The organism is Leucobacter sp. NPDC077196 (genome assembly GCF_040687075.1).
Classification (GTDB): domain Bacteria; phylum Actinomycetota; class Actinomycetes; order Actinomycetales; family Microbacteriaceae; genus Leucobacter.
On the sequence record NZ_JBFBML010000010.1, the window covers coordinates 58,575 to 81,172 of the forward strand.

General features: G+C 64.8%; 17 protein-coding genes. 9 read left to right on the plus strand and 8 right to left on the minus strand.

The features are described from left to right. Window positions 1–33: 33 nt before the first annotated feature. Window positions 34–324, minus strand: a complete 291-nt coding sequence (locus AB0O71_RS10930; RefSeq protein WP_363745164.1) for a DUF4193 domain-containing protein — start codon at window positions 322–324, stop codon at window positions 34–36. Between the two features lie 212 nt (window positions 325–536). Between AB0O71_RS10930 and sepH the strand changes: the two genes are divergently transcribed. Further along, window positions 537–1,790: a septation protein SepH gene (sepH, locus tag AB0O71_RS10935; protein ID WP_363745166.1), complete on the plus strand. Its 1,254-nt coding sequence runs from the start codon at window positions 537–539 to the stop codon at window positions 1,788–1,790. Between the two features lie 56 nt (window positions 1,791–1,846). On the opposite strand, the gene AB0O71_RS10940 is transcribed toward sepH, so the two are convergent. Then, window positions 1,847–3,046 carry a nucleotide pyrophosphatase/phosphodiesterase family protein gene (locus AB0O71_RS10940; protein WP_363745168.1) on the minus strand — a complete coding sequence of 400 codons (1,200 nt, stop codon included), beginning with the start codon at window positions 3,044–3,046 and terminating at the stop codon, window positions 1,847–1,849. Between the two features lie 10 nt (window positions 3,047–3,056). On the opposite strand from AB0O71_RS10940, the gene AB0O71_RS10945 reads away from it, so the two are divergent. Continuing rightward, on the plus strand, window positions 3,057–5,528 hold the full coding sequence (locus AB0O71_RS10945) for a DNA topoisomerase IV subunit A (RefSeq protein ID WP_363745170.1): 2,472 nt from the start codon (window positions 3,057–3,059) through the stop codon (window positions 5,526–5,528). A 100-nt stretch (window positions 5,529–5,628) separates the two neighbouring features. On the opposite strand, the gene AB0O71_RS10950 is transcribed toward AB0O71_RS10945, so the two are convergent. Continuing rightward, window positions 5,629–7,722, minus strand: coding sequence for a DNA topoisomerase IV subunit B (locus tag AB0O71_RS10950; protein ID WP_363745172.1), 2,094 nt, complete (start codon window positions 7,720–7,722; stop codon window positions 5,629–5,631). A 195-nt stretch (window positions 7,723–7,917) separates the two neighbouring features. On the opposite strand from AB0O71_RS10950, the gene AB0O71_RS10955 reads away from it, so the two are divergent. Further along, window positions 7,918–8,139, plus strand: a complete 222-nt coding sequence (locus tag AB0O71_RS10955) for a hypothetical protein (RefSeq protein WP_363745174.1) — start codon at window positions 7,918–7,920, stop codon at window positions 8,137–8,139. 69 nt (window positions 8,140–8,208) lie between these two features. On the opposite strand, the gene AB0O71_RS10960 is transcribed toward AB0O71_RS10955, so the two are convergent. Both AB0O71_RS10960 and AB0O71_RS10965 read right to left on the minus strand, forming a co-directional pair. After that, the gene (locus AB0O71_RS10960; protein WP_363745176.1) at window positions 8,209–9,510 is read right to left on the minus strand and encodes an RNA polymerase sigma factor; all 1,302 of its coding nucleotides are present in this window, start codon (window positions 9,508–9,510) and stop codon (window positions 8,209–8,211) included. A gap of 211 nt (window positions 9,511–9,721) precedes the next feature. Beyond that, window positions 9,722–10,651 (minus strand): PAC2 family protein, encoded by a 930-nt coding sequence (locus AB0O71_RS10965; RefSeq protein ID WP_363745178.1) that lies wholly within the window; start codon window positions 10,649–10,651, stop codon window positions 9,722–9,724. A 163-nt stretch (window positions 10,652–10,814) separates the two neighbouring features. On the opposite strand from AB0O71_RS10965, the gene lpdA reads away from it, so the two are divergent. After that, on the plus strand, window positions 10,815–12,188 hold the full coding sequence (gene lpdA, locus AB0O71_RS10970; protein ID WP_363745180.1) for a dihydrolipoyl dehydrogenase: 1,374 nt from the start codon (window positions 10,815–10,817) through the stop codon (window positions 12,186–12,188). Window positions 12,189–12,228: 40 nt separating this feature from the next. Beyond that, window positions 12,229–14,049, plus strand: a complete 1,821-nt coding sequence (gene sucB / locus AB0O71_RS10975; RefSeq protein WP_363745182.1) for a 2-oxoglutarate dehydrogenase, E2 component, dihydrolipoamide succinyltransferase — start codon at window positions 12,229–12,231, stop codon at window positions 14,047–14,049. Here sucB and AB0O71_RS10980 read toward each other — a convergent pair. After that, window positions 14,046–14,525, minus strand: coding sequence for a hypothetical protein (locus AB0O71_RS10980; protein WP_363745184.1), 480 nt, complete (start codon window positions 14,523–14,525; stop codon window positions 14,046–14,048). The genes sucB and AB0O71_RS10980 overlap by 4 nt on opposite strands. Window positions 14,526–14,731: 206 nt before the next feature. Between AB0O71_RS10980 and AB0O71_RS10985 the strand changes: the two genes are divergently transcribed. The 3 genes from AB0O71_RS10985 (at window position 14,732) to glnA (ending at window position 17,434) form a co-directional block, all read left to right on the plus strand. Next, window positions 14,732–15,421, plus strand: a complete 690-nt coding sequence (locus AB0O71_RS10985) for a DUF4191 domain-containing protein (protein ID WP_363745186.1) — start codon at window positions 14,732–14,734, stop codon at window positions 15,419–15,421. Between the two features lie 3 nt (window positions 15,422–15,424). Continuing rightward, window positions 15,425–15,853: an RDD family protein gene (locus AB0O71_RS10990; protein ID WP_363745188.1), complete on the plus strand. Its 429-nt coding sequence runs from the start codon at window positions 15,425–15,427 to the stop codon at window positions 15,851–15,853. Window positions 15,854–16,009: 156 nt separating this feature from the next. Then, the gene (gene glnA / locus AB0O71_RS10995) at window positions 16,010–17,434 is read left to right on the plus strand and encodes a type I glutamate--ammonia ligase (protein WP_363745190.1); all 1,425 of its coding nucleotides are present in this window, start codon (window positions 16,010–16,012) and stop codon (window positions 17,432–17,434) included. A gap of 146 nt (window positions 17,435–17,580) precedes the next feature. Here the strand turns inward: glnA and AB0O71_RS11000 are convergent, their stop codons facing one another. Further along, window positions 17,581–18,312 carry an alpha/beta hydrolase gene (locus AB0O71_RS11000; RefSeq protein WP_363745192.1) on the minus strand — a complete coding sequence of 244 codons (732 nt, stop codon included), beginning with the start codon at window positions 18,310–18,312 and terminating at the stop codon, window positions 17,581–17,583. A gap of 73 nt (window positions 18,313–18,385) precedes the next feature. Between AB0O71_RS11000 and AB0O71_RS11005 the strand changes: the two genes are divergently transcribed. Beyond that, the gene (locus AB0O71_RS11005) at window positions 18,386–19,084 is read left to right on the plus strand and encodes a YafY family protein (RefSeq protein ID WP_363745194.1); all 699 of its coding nucleotides are present in this window, start codon (window positions 18,386–18,388) and stop codon (window positions 19,082–19,084) included. Between the two features lie 443 nt (window positions 19,085–19,527). Here AB0O71_RS11005 and AB0O71_RS11010 read toward each other — a convergent pair whose 3' ends face one another. Continuing rightward, window positions 19,528–22,593 carry a bifunctional [glutamine synthetase] adenylyltransferase/[glutamine synthetase]-adenylyl-L-tyrosine phosphorylase gene (locus tag AB0O71_RS11010; RefSeq protein ID WP_363745196.1) on the minus strand — a complete coding sequence of 1,022 codons (3,066 nt, stop codon included), beginning with the start codon at window positions 22,591–22,593 and terminating at the stop codon, window positions 19,528–19,530. Window positions 22,594–22,598 lie beyond the last annotated feature (5 nt).

Genomic DNA, 22,598 nt, shown 5'->3' on the forward strand with positions numbered 1-22,598 from the left:
CGTCAGCCGCGAATGCCAGAGTCGCGATGCGACTCAGTTTGAGCATTCGCGGCAAATCGGCCCGAGGTCGGTCTCGTGGTCGATCTGCGAGCGGTGGCGGACCAGGAAGCAGCTCACGCACGTGAACTCGTCGTCCTGCTGAGGCAGCACGATGACGTCGAGTTCGACGTCGGAGAGGTCATTTCCGCCGAGGTCGAAACTCGGGTTGTCGGCGTCATCGGAGTCGAGGCCTGACGCGCCCTTTGCCGGTCCACGCTCCTTCAACGCCTCGATCGACTCGGCGTCTTCTTCAGTCTTGCGCGGGGCGTCGTAATCCGTGGCCATTCTCTCCTGCATTCCCGGGCCGGTCTGCCGGCACCTTATCCTTCGAGCGGCCATAGTCTGCCGCACGATGCACTCCCTGCGCAAACCCTTGCTCGGAAAGTTCTCTGAGCGCGAAGTTTTGCGGGTTCGCGTTTCGCCACGCGCCGCATCAATGCTGCGTCACCGGGTCTCCGTGTGACACTCTGGGTCGCGACTCACGAAGGGATGCGCCGATGGACGAACTGCGCTTTGTGCGCCGAGATGACCGGTCGCTGATCGTCGCGAACGATGCAGGTGACGAGTTCCGCTTCGTCGTGGACGACGCTGCGTTGAGCGAGCTCCGACACCTCGGTCGTCGAGAACGACTGCCCGGAAAGGTCGGCCCGCGTGAGATCCAGGCGCTCATCCGAGCAGGCAAGACGCGCGCTCAGGTCGCCTCGGAGACCGGTCTCGACGATGTCGATATCGAGCGCTATGAAGAGCCGGTGCTCGCCGAGCGCCGGTACATTCTTGAGCGCGCGCACGCAGTGCCCGTCCGCACGGAGGCGCAGGATGACGGTAACCAGCAATTCGGCGCAGTGATCTCAGAACGACTTTCCACCCTCGGCTCTGACACCAACGAATGGTCTTCGTGGCGCGACGAAGAGCGCGGTTGGATGGTGAGCCTCGAGTTCATTTCCCGCGACGTCGCCCACCGCGCCGTGTGGACCTTCGATCACCGCAAGGGCGTGCTCTCGCCCATCAATCCCGACGCCGTCAATCTCTCCAAGCAGGGTGACGTGGGCGACCGCTTGATTCCGAAATTGCGAGCGGTCGATACGGCCGAACGGTCGGGGCGGTTCGATTCGGGAGCGTTCGATGCCGACGGATTGCCCAGTGGCGTCTCCGAAGATGAGCGGGCCGACGCGGATCCGGCACTGGAACCCGCAGAAGATCCGAACGCGCCGCTCAGCGACCCCAACGCGGAGTTCGCTCGTCGACGCGAGATCGATCAGCGCGCCATTTCTTCGGATGCGGAGGCCCCTGCAGACCTGAGCCAAACCGCCGACCTGCTCGACGCCCTGCGTAAGCGGCGTGGAGAGCGAGATCAGGGAAAGCGTCACGACGGCGGCACCGGTTCAGAGCTGCAGCCGCAGGAACTCGATCTTGCGGCGCTCGAGATCGACGATGCAGACGATGCCGCGGAATCGGGATCCGCCCGTGAAGCGCCATCGCCCGAACGCGCCGGTCGGGCACCGCAGCCGCAGAACGCGGCACCAGAAGCACCGCCCGCTCCGCGAAGCATCTGGAGTACCGCAGGCGTCTCGGGCGCAGCTCGCGGTTCGGGATCTCCAGCCGCCGAGCGCCAGGAACCGGCGCAGGGCCCGCCCGAGCCGACTGGCGTTGCGCCCGATTCCGAACGCAGCTCGAAGAAGGGTCGCGCCTCGATCCCGAGCTGGGACGACATCTTGTTCGGTACGCGCAGCGACGAGGACCCCTCGAACTGAGCATTCGGCGCGACCCTCGTCGTTTCGACGAGCTCCGGACCTCGTAGGCTTCCTGATCAGTGCGGTGAACGGCTGTTCGCTGTGGCCTGAACGGCCGCCGCGAACCGTGTTCCGACGAGCGCGCCCCCGAGCGCGAGCGGCACGCCGCGCTCCTCATCCGTGAACGACCCGTGCTGGCCGACCATGGTGAGCACTCGGGGATCCTCGGTGCTCGTGTAATAGGCGACCTGCTTGCGCGCAGCGATGAGTACGTCGCCCAGGCGCTCTTCGACGCCGGGGCGAACCGGGCCGAAGCTGCCGTTCGCTATCAGCTCGGCACGCGTGCCCACCCACGCACGGCTTCCCTCTGCCTCCTGCCACGCACGGGAGATCGCCTCCGCGTCGACTCCCTCGTGCAGGTACAGCGATCGGAATCGCGGTTCGCCCCCGATCGCTGCAACCCCGTCGAGCAGGGCGGGATCCGCCTCGAGCATGATCTGCTGATGCGGCGCGACATCCACCATCCCGTGATCAGCGGTGATTGCGATCCCGACGTCTCCCGGCAGTGAGCGCAGGAAGCCCTCGAGCGACGCGTCGAACTGCTCGAGTCGCCGCCCCCACTGCTCCCCCTGCCATCCATGCTCATGTCCGGCTTTGTCGAGCTCGTCGATGTAGAGGTAGACGATCGCGGGGGTCTGTTCACGCAGCACCCGGGAGGCGAGCGCGAATCGATCCTCAATCCGCTGGCCCCCGAGATATTCGGCGCCGGCGAGAATGGCTTCGGTGAGGCCGCCGGTGGCATGCGCGGGGCGCCCGATCGCGACGGCTCGCGCTCCGATCGACGACGCATGCGTGAGCAGCGGAGTGGCGTGCTGCCAGGCTCGCGGATCGCCGATGCCCTGCCAATCGCGAAGCGTGGTGACGAGACCGAGCTCAGGGTGCCTGATGCGATAGCCGATCAGCCCGTGCTCCCCCGGAAGTCGGCCGGTGAGGAGCGTCGTCAACGCAGCCCCCGTGGTTGAAGGAGCAACGGTCTCGATTCGCTTGCGCGGGAGGCGTGCCAGCGCGGGTGCATGGCCGGCTCGCGCTGCCAGATTCGCACTCCCGAGGCCATCGACCACGATCATCACGAATGAGCGGAGGGCGGGAAGCGAGTCGGCATCGGCGTACCGGAGTTCTTCGGGGAGCGTCGTTGCGAGCCCGCGCGCGACCGCGGCGATGCCGCTTGGCAGAATCGCGGCAAGCCTCGCGCCGTTGTCGGCGGTCGTCGGTAGCATGAAATCCATTATGACCGACCCCCGCAGTACGTCCGCCGGTACCCCGGACGCGTCCCACGAACTCGCCGGCGAACGCATCGAAGACATCGACATCCTTCAAGAGATGGAGGGTTCGTTCCTCGAGTACGCCTACTCCGTGATCTACTCGCGCGCGCTTCCCGACGCACGCGATGGTCTCAAGCCGGTGCAGCGACGCATCCTCTACATGATGCAAGACATGGGTCTGCGCCCCGAGAAGGGGCACGTCAAGTCGGCTCGTGTGGTCGGCGAGGTGATGGGCAAGCTGCACCCGCACGGCGACTCGTCGATTTACGATGCACTCGTGCGCCTCGCGCAGAGCTTCGCGATGCGCCTACCGCTCGTCGACGGCCACGGCAACTTCGGGTCGCTCGACGACGGCCCGGCGGCTTCCCGCTACACCGAGGCCCGACTCGCCGGGGCAGCGCTCGCCATGACGGAGTCACTCGACGAGAACGTCGTGGACTTCGTGCCGAACTACGACAGCCAGCTGCTGCAGCCCGAGGTGCTGCCCTCTGCAGTGCCGAACCTGCTCGTCAATGGCGCGAGCGGTATCGCTGTGGGAATGGCCACGAACCTCGCGCCGCACAATCTCATCGAGGTCGTCGACGGAGCGAAGCACCTGCTGCGCAATCCCGACGCGACGGTCGACGAGCTCATGGAGTACATCCCGGGCCCTGACCTGCCCGGAGGCGGCACCATCGTCGGTCTGGAGGGCGTGAAAGACGCGTACCGCACGGGACGCGGCGCTTTCCGCACACGAGCGAAAGTCTCTGTCGAGCAGCTCGCGCCGCGACGCACCGGCCTCGTCGTCACCGAGCTGCCGTATCTCGTCGGTCCCGAGCGCGTGATCGAGAAGATCAAGCAGGGCGTCGAAGCCAAGAAGCTCTCCGGTATATCCGACGTTGCCGACCTGACTGACCGTAAGAACGGGCTCCGCCTCGTCATCACGCTGAAGACCGGCTTCTCGCCCGAGGCCGTGCTCGAACAGCTGTTCCGCTATACGCCGCTCGAAGACTCCTTCAGCATCAACTCGGTCGCACTCGTGCAGGGGCAACCGCAGACGCTGGGGCTGCGCGAGATGCTGCGAGTGTTCCTCGATCACCGCATCTCGGTGGTCACCCGGCGCTCAGAGCACCGGCTGATGAAGCGGCGCGAGCGCTTGCACCTCGTCGAGGGCATGCTCATCGCGATCGTCGACATCGACGAGGTCATCCAGGTCATCCGCACCAGTGACGATGCTGACGCAGCGCGGAGTCGCTTGATGCAGGTCTTCGAGCTCTCCGAGGCACAGGCCGAGTACATCCTCGAACTGCGCCTGCGTCGGCTCACCAAGTTCTCTCGGGTCGAGCTCGAAGCGGAGCGAGACGAACTCCAGGCAGAAATCGATCGACTACTCGCGATTCTCGGTGATGACCACCGCCTGCGCGAAGTGGTCGCGCACGAGATGGACGAAGCCGCCGAGGCGTTCGGTACTCCGCGACGCACGGTACTCACTGGGGCCGTGGTGCGCCCGACGCGTTCTGCATCGTCGGCGACATCGCTCGAGGTCGCCGATACGCCCTGCACCGTGCTGCTCTCCGTGACCGGCCGTGCCCTTCGCATCGATCGCGACCCTGATGCGCCGAGCAACGTGCGCCCTGCCCCCCGGGCAACCAAGCACGGCGCTGTGCTCACCACGATCGACGGCACGGTGCGCGGCGAGCTCGGAGCGATCCTGTCCGACGGCACGCTGCAGCGCTTCACCCCGGTCGATCTCCCGCTCGTACCCGCTGCGAGCATCGCATTCTCAGCGGGCGCAAAGCTGCTCGACTACATCGGTGTCACGCACAAGAGCCTGCGCGTCGTCGGCGTGGTGCCTCTCGACACGGAGACGCCCGTGGGGCTCTTCACGAGGCTGGGCACCGTCAAGCGCGTGCTGCTCACGGATCTGCCCGCGAAACCCGCGTTCGAAGTCATCAGCTTGAAGCCGGGCGACGCCGTGGTGGGAGCGTTCGCCGCTCCCGACGGCACCGAGATCGCCGCGGTCTCCAGCGACGCTCAGCTCCTGCGCTTCCCCGCTGCTGCCGTGCGACCGCAGGGTCGACCTGCCGCGGGCATGACGGGAATGCGCCTCTCCCCCGAGGCGCGCGTCGTTTTCGCGGGCGCCGTTCCCGAGGGAGTAGACGCACGCGTGGTGACCGTCGCCGACAGCTCGATCACGCTCCCAGGAACCGATGTGGCGACCGCGAAGGTCTCGGACTGGAGCGAGTTCCCCCCGAAGGGCCGAGCGACCGGCGGAGTGCGGGCCCAGCGCTTCCTCAAATGGGAGGATCAGATCGCCTGCGCCTGGGTCGGCACGGGCGAGCCTCGCGCGCTCGCATCCGATGGCACGGCCCGCAAGCTTCCGACTGAGCTCGGCAAACGCGACGGATCGGGCCAGCCCATCGACGGATCAGCCGCGTACGTCGGGGTCGCGCCGTAACCTTCGCCTCGGCGGGAGCGCGTTTGGGGCTCCTCGATCTTCGGAAGGGAGCCCCAGACGCACTCTCATCGCAGCGCACCAGGGGTCGATGAAACGGTGCTTATGCGTCGATGCGCTCGCGGTCCAGGTCGTCGGCATTCTCAATGATGAACTCCTTGCGCGGAGCGACATCATTCCCCATGAGCAGCTCGAAGATCTGAGATGCGGCGTGCGCATCTTCGACGCGCACCCGACGGAGCGCACGTTGATCTCGATCCATCGTCGTCTCGGCGAGCTGGTCGGCGTCCATCTCACCGAGTCCCTTGTATCGCTGAATGGGTTCGAGGTATTTCTTTCCCCGCTTCTTCAGGTCGGCGAGCAGCGTATTCAGCTCGCGCTCGCTGTACGTGTAGATGACGTCGTTCGCCTTGCGACCGGCGTTCTGCACGATGACGCGATGCAGTGGCGGCACTGCGGCGTACACGCGTCCAGCTTCGAGCATGGGTCGCATGTAACGGAAGAAGAGCGTCAGCAGAAGCGTGCGAATGTGCGCACCGTCGACGTCGGCATCGCTCATCAGAATGACTTTGCCGTACCTGGCAGACTCGAGTTCGAAATCGCGGCCGGACCCCGCACCGATCACCTTGATGATCGCACCGCACTCGGTGTTGTTGAGCATCTCGGCGACCGAAGCTTTCTGCACGTTGAGGATCTTGCCGCGAATCGGGAGGAGCGCCTGAAACTCGCTATCGCGCGCCGGGCGCGCGGTACCGAGAGCGCTGTCGCCCTCGACGATGAACAGCTCGGTCTCCGCGACCGTTTTCGACCGGCAGTCGATGAGCTTCGCCGGGAGCGACGAGCTCTCGAGCGAGCTCTTCCGACGCGCGGTGTCGCGCTGCGCGCGCAGCGCGATCCGCGCTTTCATCTCCGAGACCATCTTCTCAAGCAGCGCATTCGTCTGCGTCTTGTCCGGCTTCTTCGTCGATTCGTATCGGGCAGTCATGCCCTGCACGATCGCCTTCGAGACGATAGCGCGCACGGCTGCCGTGCCCAGCACTTCCTTGGTCTGCCCCTCAAACTGCGGCTCGGGCACGCGCACGGTTACGACGGCGGTGAGCCCGGTGAGAATGTCGTCCTTGTCCGGCTTATCGCTGCCCGCCTTGAGTTTGCGCGCGTTGATCTCGATCTGCTTGCGGAAGAATCGCGTGAGCCCCTGTTCGAAGCCGGCCAGGTGCGTACCGCCCTTCGGCGTGGCGATGATGTTGACGAAGCTCTGAATCTCGGTGTCGTAGCCGGTACCCCAGCGCAGCGCGATATCTACCTCGCACTCGCGCTCGACTTCGCGCGAGACCAGATGCCCGCTCTGCTCGTCCATTACGGGAACCGTCTCGGTGAACTTACCGGTGTCGGTGACGCGCCACGTGTCGGTCAGCGGAGCATCCACTGCCAAGAACTCGACGAACTCCGAGATGCCACCCTCGTAAGCGAAACGATGCACTGGTGCCGTGCCATCGTCGCCCGCGGACTCGGAGCGCTCATCAGTGATCTCGATGGCCAAACCCGGCACTAGAAAAGCGGTCTGACGCGCGCGTGCAACGAGCGATTCCGGCTCGAATCGCGCTGAGGAGAGAAAGATCTGCGGATCGGCCCAGTACCGCACACGAGTACCCGTCACCCCGCGCTTGACCTTACCGGCGATCCTCAGCTCGGACGAGTCCTCGAACGGGGTGAACGGGCTGTCGGGTCCCTCACCGGCGAACACACCGGGCTCGCCATGGCGGAAGGACATCGCCCATGTCTTCCCATCTCGGTCCACCTCGACATCGAGACGCGACGACAGTGCGTTCACGACGGATGCGCCCACGCCATGCAAGCCACCCGACGATGCATATCCGCCGCCGCCGAACTTGCCGCCGGCGTGCAGCTTCGTGAAGACGAGCTCCACACCGCTCAAGCCGCTCTTCGGCTCGATATCGACCGGCACGCCACGGCCGTCGTCGGTAACGGTCACACTGCCGTCATCGTGCAGGGTGATACCGATCTCGTTCCCGTGACCAGCCAGAGCTTCGTCGACAGAATTGTCGATGATCTCCCACAGGCAGTGCATGAGGCCGCGCGAATCAGTCGTGCCGATGTACATGCCCGGACGCTTGCGCACTGCTTCAAGGCCTTCGAGTACCGTCAGGTGCCGCGCGGAATAATTGGAATCTGCCACTGCTCAGATCTCCTCAGGTTGATGACGGGTCAACACTAGGGCACACCACCCGCACTGACGCGGAAGGACCGCGGCGAGTGCGTTCGCGGCCGACTTCGATACGCGGTCAGCGAACCCGCGCTCTCGAATGGGGGGATTCCGAGCCGAGCGTGCTTGGATGGTGACGAAGTGAACGAAGATGAAGAGGAGGTTGCCATGACGACACTCGAGCAGGAACGCACCGATGAGGTCGAGTCCGCGGATCGTCCCCTGAGCGCACTGGATCGCTGCGACAGCTGCGGTGCGCAGGCATACGTCCGAGTGCTGCTGGGCGGAAGCGAACTGCTGTTCTGTGCGCACCACGCGAACAAGCACGAGCAGAAGCTGCGCCCCATGGCGGAGGTCTGGCACGACGAGACCCATAAGCTCAACGCATAAGCTGCGTGATCAGAAGAAGGCCCCCGGCGATGATTTCCATCGCCGGGGGCCTTCGCCGTTGTGTCCTGCTCAGTCCAGGTAGTCCCGCAGCTGCTGGCTGCGCGATGGGTGTCGCAGCTTCGCCATGGTCTTCGACTCGATCTGACGGATGCGCTCGCGTGTCACGCCGAACGTGTCACCGATCTGATCCAGCGTCTTGGGCATCCCATCGCCCAGACCGAATCGCATGCGGATCACGCCGGCTTCGCGCTCTGAGAGCGAATCGAGGAGCTGCTCGAGCTGCTGCTGCAGCATCGTAAAGCCCACGGCGTCCGCCGGAACCACAGCCTCGGTGTCCTCGATCAGGTCGCCGAACTCGCTGTCGCCATCCTCACCCAAAGGGGTGTGCAACGAAATGGGCTCACGGCCGTACTTCTGCACCTCCACGACCTTCTCAGGGGTCATGTCGAGTTCGCGGCTCAGCTCTTCGGGCGTGGGTTCCCGCCCGAGATCCTGCAGCATTTGACGCTGCACACGAGCCAGCTTGTTGATGACCTCGACCATGTGCACCGGAATACGAATGGTACGTGCCTGATCGGCCATCGCTCGGGTGATGGCCTGGCGGATCCACCAGGTCGCATACGTGGAGAACTTGAAGCCCTTGGTGTAGTCGAACTTCTCGACGGCGCGGATCAGGCCGAGGTTGCCCTCCTGAATGAGGTCGAGAAACTGCATGCCGCGACCGGTGTACCGCTTCGCGAGCGAGACGACGAGACGTAGGTTCGCGCCGAGCAGGTGACTCTTCGCACGCTGCCCGTCTCGGGCAACCCACTTCAATTCACGCTCGAGCTTCTTCGGCAGCCCCTTCTCGGAGGAGAGCTTCTCCTCTGCGAAGAGTCCCGCCTCGATGCGCATCGCCAGTTCGACCTCTTCAGCCGCGTTCAGCAGTGCGACCTTGCCGATCTGCTTGAGGTAATCCTTGACCGGGTCGGCCGTTGCTCCGGGAATCGCCGTCGTGATGGTCGGCACGTCCTCCTCGTCGCGCGCCTTCAACACGATGGCGCCCGTCGGGAGCGGCTCGATTACTGCGGGAGCCGGCTTCTCTTCTTCAGCGGCCTCGGCCTCTTCGTCGACGTCAGGGGCGTCCAAGTCGATCTCGTCTTCAGCGCTCTTCTTCGTGGCGCGCTTCGCCTTGACCGCCCCGGGCTTCTTCGCCGCTGCAGGCTTCTTCGCCGCAACGGTCTTCTTCTCTGCCACTGTCTTCTTCGCAGCTGCCTTCTTGCGCGGAGCCGCCGCGGTCTCGGTCATCTCACCGGCCTCCTCGGTCTCAACAGCCTTCTTCTTGGCGCCCGTAGCGGACGCCCGAGTTGTGGTCGTGGTTGCAGTTGCCACGCAGCCGCCTCTCTCATCTCAGATTTCGGCCTGTGCCGCCGGCGAAAATCACCGACGAGTGCTCACAGCATGAAAACCCATGTCAAGCCCGGTGTATTCCCGCGGAACGGAAAGTGCGACCGGATTGCATGGGCAGCACCTCAATTATTGCACGTCTGCACGAGAGTTCTTGCCAGCCGCGTCATGAAGTGATATTTACCGTGAGTTCGCGTCACTTGGACGACGCATCTTCGTCGCCGCGGCGCCGGTGCTCGGCCAGATAGCGCTCGAGCTCGCTCGCGAGTTGGTCGGCAGTCGGGATCGAGCCGTCTTCGGACACGAGCGGTGAGCGCGGGCTCTGATCCTCCATGTATGCGTCGTACCGCTGCTCGAGCGTGCGCACCATCTCCGTCGACTCCTCATTCTCAGCGATCTGCGTGTCTACCTGAGCGTTGAATTGCCGAGCCAGGCGACGCACATCATCAGTCGGGAGGATCAGCCCGGTCGCTGCCATGATGCCGTCGAGCGCGGCGAAGAGCGCGTCGGGGTACTCCGTGTTGGCGAGATAGTGAGGAATCAAGAGTGCGAATCCCGCTACCTCCTCCCCCAGGCTGTGCAGTCGGTACTCGAGTACGTGAGAGGCCGATGCCGAGAGCTTGGTCGTCGGCTTCCACACCGATCGCCCCTCGATGAGATCGTCGCGGGATCCGCTCACCGTGGTGGAAATGGGTCGCGTATGCGGCACCGGCATGGGAATCGCGTGCGACCAAACGGTGATGGATACCTCGAACTCGTGCACCAGCAGCAAGACCGTGTCGATGAACTGTTCCCAGCGGAAATCGGGCTCGTATCCGCTGAGCAGCAGAAACGGCGCACCGAGCTCGTCGTGCAGCAGTGAGAGCGTCAGCTCTTCGGGGGCGTAGTCGACGAAGTGGTCTTCGTCGAACGTGATCACGGGTCGCCGGGCCCGATAGTCGAGCAGGAGGTCGGCGTTGAAGCGCACCAGTTCCTCGGGCGCTCCGTGTTCCCACAGGTACTCCTCGAGCTGCGCGACGGCGCCTCCGGCGTCGGTGAGGCCCTGCATCGCAACGACGAGCGGGAGCCCGCGCGGCACGCGAGCGCGGCGTTCTGCGTAGTCTGCGGAGAAGATCGAATCGGTCACGGTTCCATCCTACGAACGCTCGGCGTCGAGCCATCCGTTTCCGTCACGCCCACAGCGAAACCCGCCGCATGGCGCCCCGCACTCGCAGGTGTAGTCTGGACGAGGCGTGCCCGGCATCTCATGGCCGCCCATCACATTGCGAGCTTTCCGAGGGAGACCCCACTTGGCCGATCAGCAGTTTGACATCGTAGTTCTCGGCGGCGGCAGCGCCGGTTATGCGGCGGCGATCCGCGCGACGCAGTTGGGATACAGCGCCGCGCTCATCGAAAAGGACAAACTGGGCGGCACCTGTTTGCACCGCGGCTGCGTGCCGACGAAAGCGCTGCTGCATTCCGCTGAAATTGCGGAAGTCGCGCGAGATGGCGAGGCGTACGGGATTAACTCGAGCGTCGCGAGCATCGACATTGCCGGCGTCACACGGTTCCGCGAGAAGCTCGTCGCGAGCAAGTACAAGGGCCTGCAAGGTCTGCTCAAGGCCAACAAGATCACCATCATCGAGGGCGAAGGCAAGCTCGTCGCGGCTGATGCAGTGCAGGTCGGCTCAGAGCGCATCGTCGGCAAGCACGTCGTGCTCGCCACGGGTTCGTTCTCGCGCTCACTCCCCGGCCTCGATATCGAGGGCCGGGTCATCACGAGCGAACAGGCGCTCGAACTCGAGGAGATTCCGAAGCGGGTCGCCATCCTCGGCGGCGGCGTCATCGGCGTCGAGTTCGCAAGCGTGTGGAGGTCTTTCGGCGCGGACGTCACCATCATCGAGGGCCTGCCCCACCTGGTGCCGAACGAGGAAGAGTCGATTTCGAAGCAGCTGGAACGCGCGTTCCGCAAGCGCGGCATCGACTTCAAGCTCGGTGTGAGATTCAAGTCGGTGTCGCAGGACGCGGATAGCGTGACGATCACGCTCGAAGACGGCGCCACGATCGACGCCGACTACCTGCTGGTCGCTGTCGGTCGCGGACCGGTGACGCAGGGACTCGGCTTCGAAGAGGTCGGAGTCGAGATGGACCGCGGCTTCGTGCTTGCGAACGAACGTCTCGAGACGAACGTCTCCGGTGTCTACGCGATCGGCGATATCGTTCCGGGCTTGCAGCTCGCGCATCGCGGTTACCAGCAGGGCGTTTTCGTGGCCGAGCAGATCGCCGGGCTCAACCCCGTGACGGTCGAGGACGCGAACATTCCCAAGATCACCTACTGCGATCCCGAGATCGCCTCGGTCGGGCTGACCGAAGCGAAGGCGAAGGAGCAGTACGGCGAGGATCAGGTCACGAGCTACGAGTACAACCTCGCGGGCAACGCCAAGAGCTCGATCCTGGGCACCGCGGGAAGCGTCAAGGCGGTCCGGGTTAACGACGGTCCCGTCGTGGGCGTACACATGATCGGGGCTCGCGTCGGTGAACTCGTCGGTGAAGCGCAACTCATCGTGAACTGGGAGGCGTACCCCGAAGACGTAGCGCCGTTCGTGCATGCACACCCGACGCAGAATGAAACCATCGGCGAGACCATGCTGAAGCTCGCCGGCAAGCCGCTGCACGCAATCTGAGCGCGGCGAGAAGATTGAACAACGAACGGAGATATGCACGATGAGTGAATCGGTGGTCCTCCCCGCACTTGGCGAGAGTGTGACCGAAGGGACGGTGACGCGCTGGCTCAAGAACGTCGGCGACTCCGTTGAGGTCGATGAGCCCTTGCTCGAGGTCTCGACCGACAAGGTCGACACCGAGATCCCCTCACCTGTCGCAGGTGTGGTTGAAGAGATCCTCGTGCAAGAAGACGAGACGGCAGAGGTCGGTGCAGTGCTCGCCAAGGTCGGCGACGGCAGCGGTTCGGCTGAGTCGGCTCCGGCGAGCGAGCCCGCGGCTGCGGAGGAGCCCGAGCCTGCAGCTGAGCCCGAGCCTGCAGCTGAGCCCGAGTCGGACGCGGCGTCGACGCCAGCTTCGGAGCATGCTCCGGAAGCGAAGCCCGAGGCATCCTCGTCGGAAGCACCGGCAGGCGACTCGCAGAGCATCGTGCTTCCCTCCCTGGGTGAGAGCATCACCGAAGGAACAGTGACCCGCTGGCTGAAGAGTGTCGGTGACTCCGTCGAGGTCGATGAGCCGCTGCTCGAGGTATCGACCGACAAGGTCGATACCGAGGTTCCGTCGCCGATCGCTGGAATTCTGCAGGAGATTCTCGTGCAGGAGGACGACACCGTCGAGGTCGGCGGCGAGCTTGCGCGAGTAGGGAGCGGCACTCCTGCTCCCGCGGAGCAGCCCTCGACGGAGAAGGAGCCGGAGTCGACCCCTGAACCGGAAGCGCAACCGGCGCAGTCGGCACCGGCCAAGGAAGCGTCGGCCGAGCAGGCTCCTGCGTCGCCTGCCTCGAGTGGCGCAGCGGGCTACGAGAAGCCGGCACCGACTGATGAGCAGGCAGGAGCGGCTGCTGCGGAACCAGCAGCGTCGTCACCTTCCGCGAAGACCCCCGTCGCAACGTCAGCAGATGCTTCGGATTCGAATGCCGGCTACGTGACGCCGATCGTGCGCAAGCTCGCGCATGAGCGCGGTGTCGATCTTTCGTCGTTGAGCGGATCGGGCGTCGGTGGACGCATCCGCAAGGAAGACGTACTCGCCGCAGCGGATCGCGCGTCGTCCGCCCAGCCTGCCTCCGCAGCAGCTCCGGCTTCGGCAGCCCCTGCTCCGAAGGTCTCGGAGCTGCGCGGTACCTCGCAGAAGATGAGTCGTCTGCGCAAGGTCATCGCGGAGCGTGCTGTGGCCTCGTTGCAGGGCACCGCTCAGCTGACCACCGTTGTCGAGGTCGATGTCACGCGAATCGCTCAGTTGCGCCAAGCGAAGAAGGACGAGTTCCTCGAGAAGACCGGGTCGAAGCTGTCGTTCCTCCCGTTCTTCGCTCTGGCTGCGGCAGAAGCACTGCGCACCTACCCGATCATCAATGCGACGGTCGACGGCGATTCGATCACCTACCCCTCCACCGAGAACATCAGCATCGCGGTCGACACCGAACGCGGCCTGCTGACCCCGGTGCTGCGGGACGCCGGATCGAAGGATCTCAGCGAGATCTCCGGCGAGATCGCCGATCTCGCGGCTCGCACGCGTGACAACAAGCTGACGCCCGATGAGCTCAGCGGTGGCACGTTCACGCTGACGAACACCGGTTCGCGCGGAGCCCTCTTCGATACGCCGCTCGTCTTCCTCCCGCAGGTCGCCATTATGGGCACCGGCGCTGTGGTGAAGAAGCCGGTGGTCATCTCGGGGCCGGAGGGCGACTCCATCGCGGTTCGTTCGACCGTCTACCTCGCACTGTCGTACGATCATCGGATCGTCGACGGCGCGGATGCCGCACGATTCCTGACCCAGGTGCGCGAGCGTCTGGAAGCTGGGCAGTTCGAGGCCAATCTCGGCATCTAGCCATGGCGTGCCCGAGGAGCCGCGGTCATCACTCGTGATGGCCGCGGCTTCTCGCTGTTGGTCGGCTCGCTCGTTCGGGCGCCTGTTGCATCTCCCGAGCGCGCGAGAGCGGGCGCCGGAGTGATCCTGCGTTCCAGTGCCTCGCCGATCACCTCGTGCGCATCGAGGATGCTCCAGGCACTCCCGCGCCGCGCAAGTTCACCAATCGCTTCATCCAGAGCGTCAGTGATCAGGCCTGCTGCACCGGCGGCGTCGGCTCGGCCGATCATGCGGACGAGTTCGTGGCGTGGCATCCCGATCGCCGCGCACCCGATGTCGTGGCCCCGTGAGCGGTGCCGCGCTTCTGCTCCCGTCGGCGCGCCGCAGCGGCCTTGTGCGCGACGTTCGAGACCGGCGGTGCTCCAATCGAGCGCATCGCGAGCGAGACGTGCAGCAGCGCCGGAACGCCGCGCCGGCGCTTTCGCCCTCGGATTCATCTCAGCCTCCTCTTCTGGTCGAGCCGCGAACGCGGTATGTGCGATGCTCAGATCCTTCCGCGAGGAAGACCACGCATTGGCGCTTCACATGCAACTGTGGAATTCGCGCGCTCAGAACGCGATCTCTCATCGCTGTGAGCGGACGCACGTGCGCGAAGCCTCTACAGCGGGTCATTTCACGGCCCAGGACGCGATATCCTGGAAACATGGCAGCAGAAAAGGCGAAGCGCAGCGGACGTATTCGGCAGATGTTCGAGATCTACCGCACCACAAAGGTGCACGACACGAACCTCCCGTGGATCCTGTTGCTGTGCTTTGTGGCTCCGATCGTCGTTGCCGTGCTGCTCGCATGGTTGCTTCCGGGCAGCTGGTTCTCGTGGATTCTGTGGCCGATCACGGGCATCCTCGTCGGCATCCTGCTCGTCATGATCGTGCTGGGTCGACGCGCCGAGCGCACCGCATACGATCAGATCGAGGGCCGTCCCGGCGCCGTCGGTGCGGTCGTGCAGAGTGCTCTGCGCCGCTCGTGGCGCGGGTCTGAGACACCGATCGCCATCAACCGCAGCCAGGATGCGGTCTACCGAGTGGTCGGGCGCGGCGGTGTCGTCCTGATCTCGGAGGGTTCGCGCCAACGCACACAACGGATGGCTGCCGACGAAGAGCGCAAGGTCAAGCGAGCGCTGCGCAACGTCGCGGTCGTGCACCTCTACGTCGGCCCTGACGGCGACGGTATTCCACTTTCCAAACTCTCGCGCACGCTCGTGAAGCTCAAGCCGGTGATGAGCCGGAACGAGGTCGGCGCGGTCTACACGCGCCTCTCGTCCCTGCAGAGCGCGCCGGTGGGCATTCCCAAGGGAATGGACCCGAACCGCGTTCGCTCGCAACGTCCGCGCTAACGCATGCCCACTTCAGCCCCGCAGCGGTTTGGTGAACTCGAACCGAGTCAATGGCCGGGTGAGCGACTCGGACTGCCTGACGAGGGCCCGCGCTCGGTGGCGCGGGTCGGCCGACGCGTCGTGGCGATACTCATCGACTGGGGTCTCGCCGCGCTGCCCGCGTACTTCCTCGTCGGTGGTCCGCACCCAGAGCTGTGGAACGTGCTGTTCTTCGCGCTGCTCCAGATCATCTTCATCCCGACGATCGGCGGCTCTCTGGGGCATCGCATCGTCGGCCTCAGAGTCGTGCCGCTCACCGGAGGCTGGGTCGGCGTGTGGCGACCGATCGTGCGAACCGTACTGCTCTGCCTCGTGATCCCGGTGCTCGTGTGGGATTCGGATCAGCGAGCCTTTCACGACAAGATCGCCGGAACCGTGCTGATCCGCGCCTGACGTGCGCAGCCGGGAAAGAAGCGTCGAATGAGCGCCGCGTAACACTCGCGAAACACTCGACTCATGGTTTTGAAATCATGCTCGCGTAAGGTGGAGGCACACGATCGGCGCGGTGAAGATCCGATATCCGCGGCCGAAATGAACCCGAGGAGCAGAATGTTCACCACCCCGCAGGAAGTCATCGACTTCATCAAGGACACCGATGTGAAGTTCGTCGACATCCGCTTCACCGATCTGCCCGGGGTGCAGCAGCACTTCAACATCCCTGCGGCAACGGTCGACGAGGAGTTCTTCGAGATCGGTCAGATGTTCGATGGCTCCTCGATTCGCGGGTTCGCCGGTATCGCCGAGTCCGATATGCAGCTTATTCCCGACGTCTCGACGGCGTACCTCGATCAGTTCCGCGCAGAGCGCACGCTGATCGTCATCTGCGACATCTTCAACCCGCGTACCGGCGAGATCTATTCGAAGGATCCTCGTCAGGTCGCCAAGAAGGCGGAGCAGTACCTCGCCTCGACGGGGGTCGCCGATACCGCGTTCTTCGCACCGGAGGCTGAGTTCTACATTTTGGATTCGGTGCGGTACGAAACGACACCGCGCCGCACGATGTACGAGATCGACTCCGAGGAAGCAAGCTGGAACTCGGCTCGTGAGATCGAGGGCGGCAACCTCGGCAACACGACGCACGAGAAGGGCGGCTACTTCCCCGTCTCCCCCGTCGACAAGCAGGCGGATCTGCGCGATGACATTTCGCTGCGACTCATCGAGGCAGGCCTGAAGCTCGAGCGTTCCCACCACGAGGTCGGCGCTCCCGGCCAGGCCGAGATCAACTACCGCTTCGACACGCTCGTCAAGGCGGCGGATGACGTGCTCAAGTTCAAGTACGTGGTGAAGAACACCGCCGAGCTCTGGGGCAAGACGGCCACGTTCATGCCGAAGCCCGTATTCGGCGACAACGGCTCAGGAATGCACACCCATATGTCGCTCTGGAAGGGTGGCGAGCCCCTCTTCTACGATGAGAACGGCTACGCGCAGCTCTCCGACATCGCCCGCTGGTACATCGGTGGCATCCTGCACCACGCGCCGGCGCTGCTCGCGTTCACGAACCCGACGATCAACAGCTACCGCCGCCTGGTCAAGGGCTACGAAGCTCCAGTGAACCTCGCGTACTCGGCCGGCAACCGCTCGGCCGCGGTGCGCATCCCGCTCACCGGTTCGAACCCGAAGGCAAAGCGCATCGAGTTCCGGGCGCCCGATGCTTCGGGTAACCCGTACCTCGCCTTCGCCGCGCAGATGATGGCGGGGCTCGACGGGATTCGCAACCGCATCGAACCCATGGATCCGATCGACAAGGATCTCTACGAGCTCCCCCCGGAGGAGGCCAAGAACATTCCTCAGGTGCCGGGCTCCCTCGAAGAGGCGCTCGCGGCTCTCGAGGCTGATCACCAGTTCCTGCTCGAAGGTGACGTCTTCACGGAAGAACTCGTTGAGACCTGGATCGCGTTCAAGCGAGACGCTGAGATCGCCCCGATGGCGCTGCGCCCGCACCCGTTCGAGTTCGAGCTCTACTACGGCGTGTAACGTTCGGGATCTGGGGAGTGTGACGCTCTACGCACAACATTCCCACCCGCAACGCTCCTCACGGCTGGCTGTCGTGAGGGGCGTTGCGCTGTTTCTGCCGCAGCAAGCGCGAGGTCGAGGTCGCCTTACGACATCGCGGGGTCGCTTCAGATTGTGTCAGAAACCGCCGACGAGATGACCTCGGCGAGGTCGCGCGGTCGGCTCCACATTGGCCAGTGCCCCGTGGGGAGGTCGACGAAGTCGACGTGCGAGTAGTTCGCGACCTCAGCGAACATGGGTTGACCTGCCTGCACCAGCTCCTGTACCTGCTCACCCGAGATCGAGCAGCACACCAAAGTCGTTGGAACACCGTGGCGGGCAGCGTTCACGAGCTCGACGGGTTGACGAAGCACCGGGGCAGGCTCCGGTACGGCCAGCGCTCGGAAGCGTTCGAGCGCCTCGGCGCTCAATCCGTCAAGGCTTGCCTGTTGTCCGAGGTCGTCGAACGACGGCAACGGCATGTCTTCCAGTTCTGCCGGAAAATCAGGGGCGAACACGCTGCCGTCTGCCACGGGGCCAGAATCGACCCAGATCACTCGGGCAACGAGCTCTGGATAGCGGTCGAGGATCATGCTCACGGGAGCGTTGGCTCCACTATGAGCAACGAGGACTACCGGCTGATCACCGTGCTGAGCGATAATGTCGCGGATCGCTGAGGCCTGGTCGTCGAGCGTCTTTGCGGCGCGACCACTGTCGTTCCCGTCCAGGCCGGGCAGAGTGATCGCTGATGCACGAGTGCGGTCGGTATCGAGGTGTTCCAGGACCTCGTCCCAGGCCCAGGCCCCCAGCCAATGGCCGGCGATAAGTACGATGGTCGGATTGCTTGGAGTAGTTGTCATGCGACCAGCCTCTCAGGCGCATGCGACAAGGGTGTGTCACTATTTCTGACATGAACTTGATGGGCTCTGAAGGATGAGACGAAGCGAACGACTGCATGCCATCTCTGAGACGTTACGCCGCGCCGGCGCGCGGGGCATCTCCGCTGAGCGTTTGGCGCGGGAATTCGAGGTGTCGGTGCGAACGGTCAAGCGCGACCTCGATGCACTCGAGAGCAGCGGCGCGGCCATCTGGTCTCGCCCCGGACCGGGTGGCGGGTACGGACTCACCAACAGCGGGTCACTGCCGCCCGTCACCCTGTCCCCAGCGCAGGCCGTGGCGCTCATGGCTGCCGTATCTGCGGCCCCCGATGCTCCCTACGCTGATCGTGCTGCAGCTGGCGTTCGCAAGATTCTCGACGTCCTCGACCCCCGGACCCGCGGGCAAGCTGACGAGCTCGCCGATCGCATTTGGGTCAACGCGCGGCCGTCGTCTTCACGCGTCATCAAGTCGGCTCTGGAGGAGGCAATGGCTGAGCAGCGCGTGATTCGTATCCGATACACGTCGCGAGACGGCGCCACGACCACTCGCGACGTCGAGCCGGTGCTGTTCGCTTCCACAAACGGCAAATGGTACCTCGTCGGGTGGTGCCATCTGCGCGACGCAATGCGTTGGTTCGCCATATCGCGCATCGAGCGCGCCAGCGTCACCCAGGCGAGCTGCAGTGGTCATATGGTCGACGAGGTCGGCGAACCTCCGGAGAACGCCCGGCCCGTGCACGGCAGGGGTGAATAGTCGCTTCGATCAAACTCCCGGGCCAAGCGCTACCGAGGAAACGACATCTCGGTTTGTGAGCGGCCCGACTCGACTGCAGAGGAGCAGAGAGTCTTCGGCTTTTATCCGAGCTTCGTCTCGAAGCGCATCCAGCGAAATTCATCCCTCACGCACGAGTCTTCCTTCATCTCCAACACGCAGAAGCGCCCCTCTCGCGATCAACGAGCGGGGCGCGCTCCTCCGGCGCGACGGCTTCGTCGCGCCGGTTCGAAGGGACTAGGACTCGAGTTCGTCCTCGAACTCAGCGCCGTCTTCAGCGAGAAGCGCCTCGAGGAACCTTTGCAAATACTGCATAACGATCAGGTTACGCTTTACGGAGCGTTTGCGCGAGAGTTTTCGGTGAACGGTGTCCGAACTCCGTGTGACCCGACGTGGTTCAGCGCTCTGTAACGACGTTCATCCCGTTATGTCACGGTGAACCGAGGCGCGTCCTCGTACCCGAAGAACTCCCGTTCGAAGACGGCGCGCGCGCGCCGCGATACGGCGAACCAGCGTTCCTCGAGCTCAGACGTGTGCGCGCGTGACACACCGAGTACGCCGGCGATGCCAGCGAGATCGCTCCACCCGGTCGGGAGTGAATCAGAAGAACGCCCGGTCCAAAGTTTTAGCGCGGTGCGCGCCCGACTCGCGAATCGCCACGAATCGAGTAGGTGTTCAATGTCTTCGATCTGAAGGAGGCCGACTTCGCCTGCTGCATGCAGCGCGGCAACGGTCGAGACCGTGCGCAGCTCGTGGTGCTCAGCCCCGGCGCGCAACTGCAGCAACTGCACGAGCCACTCAACGTCGCTGATGCCGCCCGGCCCGAGTTTCAGGTGCCGCTTCGGTTCAGCACCCCGAGGCAGGCGCTCAGCCTCGACGCGAGCTTTGATTCGCCGCACCTCCCGCACCTGCTCCTCACCGAAGTGCTCCGGGTACCTGATCTCATCGGCGAGCGAGACAAAGTCGGCACCCAGGCGCGCGTCGCCGGCAACGGGCCGGGCACGGAGCAGTGCTTGGGCCTCCCACGTCACCGACCAGCGTGCGTAATAGGCGCGATAGGCATCGAGACTCCTGACGAGCGGCCCGTTCTTCCCCTCGGGCCGCAGGTCGAAATCGAGATCCACCGGAAAACGCGGATCCGAGACTGCGCGACGCAGCTCCGAGATCAATCGGGTCGCCTCTCGAGCAGCACGGTCGCTCGCGACGCCCGGCGGCGCACGGAATACCGCGATCAAGTCGATGTCTGAAGCGAAGCCCAGCTCCCGGCCGCCGTACCGACCCATGCCGATGAGTGCCAGCTCGATGGCGGGGGGCACCTCATCGCCGACTTCCGCATTCGACGGCGCCTTGCCATACGGAACGGTTCCCCCGCGCACCGAGAGCAGCAGCGCATCGAGGAGGGCCGTGTGCGCCGCATCGAGACCAGCGGCGACCGCGACATCGTCGATCACCCCGACGATGCGCCCCATGGCGAGCCGCAGCACCTCCCGGCGATGTACCGCTCGAAGCGCGACCGCAGCGGAGTCGATACCGGTTCGCCGCGAAGCGATGGCTCGCATCTCGTCGAAGAGCGTCTGCAACTGCATCGGCTGCAGTGATTCGTCACGCTCGAGCCAGGCGACGGCTTCGGGAATCGACTCGAGCAGCTCCGCGGCGTAGCGGGAATTCGACAGCACCCTGGTCAGCCGCTCAGCGGCCTCGGTTCCGTCTCGAAGCAGGCGCAGATACCAGGGGGTCTCACGATTGGCCTCGCTCACCCGGCGAAACGCAAGCAGGCCGAAATCGGGATCCGTGCCGTCCGAGAGCCATTGCAGCAGCACCGGCATCAGATTGCGTTGAATCATCGCGCGCCGCGAGGTGCCCCGAGTGAGTGCAGCCATGTGGCGCATTGCGCCGTCAGGATCACGGAAGCCCACGCTCGACAGCCGCGCTCTCGCGTCGTCGCTGCCGAGCACCAGCTCCTCCTCGGGCAGAGACGCAACTGCGCTGAGGAGCGGTGCGTAGAAGATCTTCAGATGCAGCTGACGCACCTCGCGCTTTCTCGCCCTCCACTGAGAGAGAAGCTCCGCTGCCGAGCTCGCGAGGCCAGTCGCGCGTGCAAGCACGCGCAGCTCGTGCTCGTCGGTCGGCATCAGCGCGGTGCGACGCAGATCCCGCAGCTGCAACCGGTGCTCGAGTACGCGGAGAAAGCGATAGTCCGCTGCCAGGCAGTCACCATCGCTGCGGGCGATGTACCCCCCGTCGACGAGTGCACGGAGAGCCGGCAGCGTGCCGGCAACGTGCAAGCGCTCGTCGTACTGCCCGTGGACGAGCTGCAAGAGCTGCACGCTGAATTCGATGTCGCGCAGCCCGCCGGGACCGAGCTTGAGCTGCACCTCGAGTTCGTCGTCAGAGATGTGCTCGGTGACGCGTTCACGCATGCGCTGCACGGATCCCACGAAGTCTTCGCGCGACGAGGACGCCCATACGAGCGCACGAGTGTCTTCGACAAATGCCGCGGCGAGCTCGAGGTCGCCAGCCAGCGGACGCGCTTTGAGCAGTGCTTGGAACTCCCAAGCCTTCGCCCACCGGTCGTAATAATTCCGCATGGATCCGAGTGTGCGTACGAGCGGACCGTGCCTGCCCTCCGGTCGCAGGTTGGCATCGAGCTGCCACAGCGGCGGTTCGAGCGCGGGGTCGTGGATGCCGCGCATGACCTCGCTCGCGAGTCGTGTGCCGAGTCGGATCAGTGCATCGTCATCGAGCACCTCGCTGTCCGCGCTCTCCACCACGAAAATCACATCGACATCGGAGACGACATTGAGCTCTTCGGCGCCGCACTTGCCCATCGCGATGACACCGAGTCGAACAGCGTCCAAGCGCTCGGGTGCCACATGCGGGCCCGAATCGCCGGCGATGAAGGTCGCACGAGCCACGTGGAGCGAGGCCTCGATCGCGGCAGCGGCGAGACCCGACAGGGATTCGGCGACCTCCTCGAAGACGCGTTCCGCGTGACCGGCGCGTCCCGCGTAGAGGTCGAACAGCATGAGCTGCGCGAGCATCTCCCGGTAGCGCGTACGCAGCGCGATCCACCCGGCCTCAGCGACGAGAGGCTCGCCCGTCTCTCCGTGGAGCACTGCTTGAAGCATCTGCGCGCGCGCCTGGGAGGCCGGAATGACGGCTCCACCCTCGCGCAGGATCTCAGGTAACCGCGACGGCTGCCTGGTGAAGAAGTCTCCGAGTGCCGGTGACGCCCCCACGAGCACGCACAAGCGCCCGAAGTCGTCGAAGTCGATCGCCGTGAGCACGTCCCGATGCTGCTCGGCGAGTTGGCGCACGCGATTCAGCGCGGCGTCGGGATCTGCGGCAGCCGCAAGACCGCTGAGCAGCGGAGAGATCGGTTGCGCCAATCGCTCCGCAAGCTCCGTCACCGCCTCACGCGCGTCTGCGAGATCCTGGAACCCGGCTCGGGCTATCTCCGAAAGGGTGACGGTGAAGTGCTCGCGTGCCATTCGTC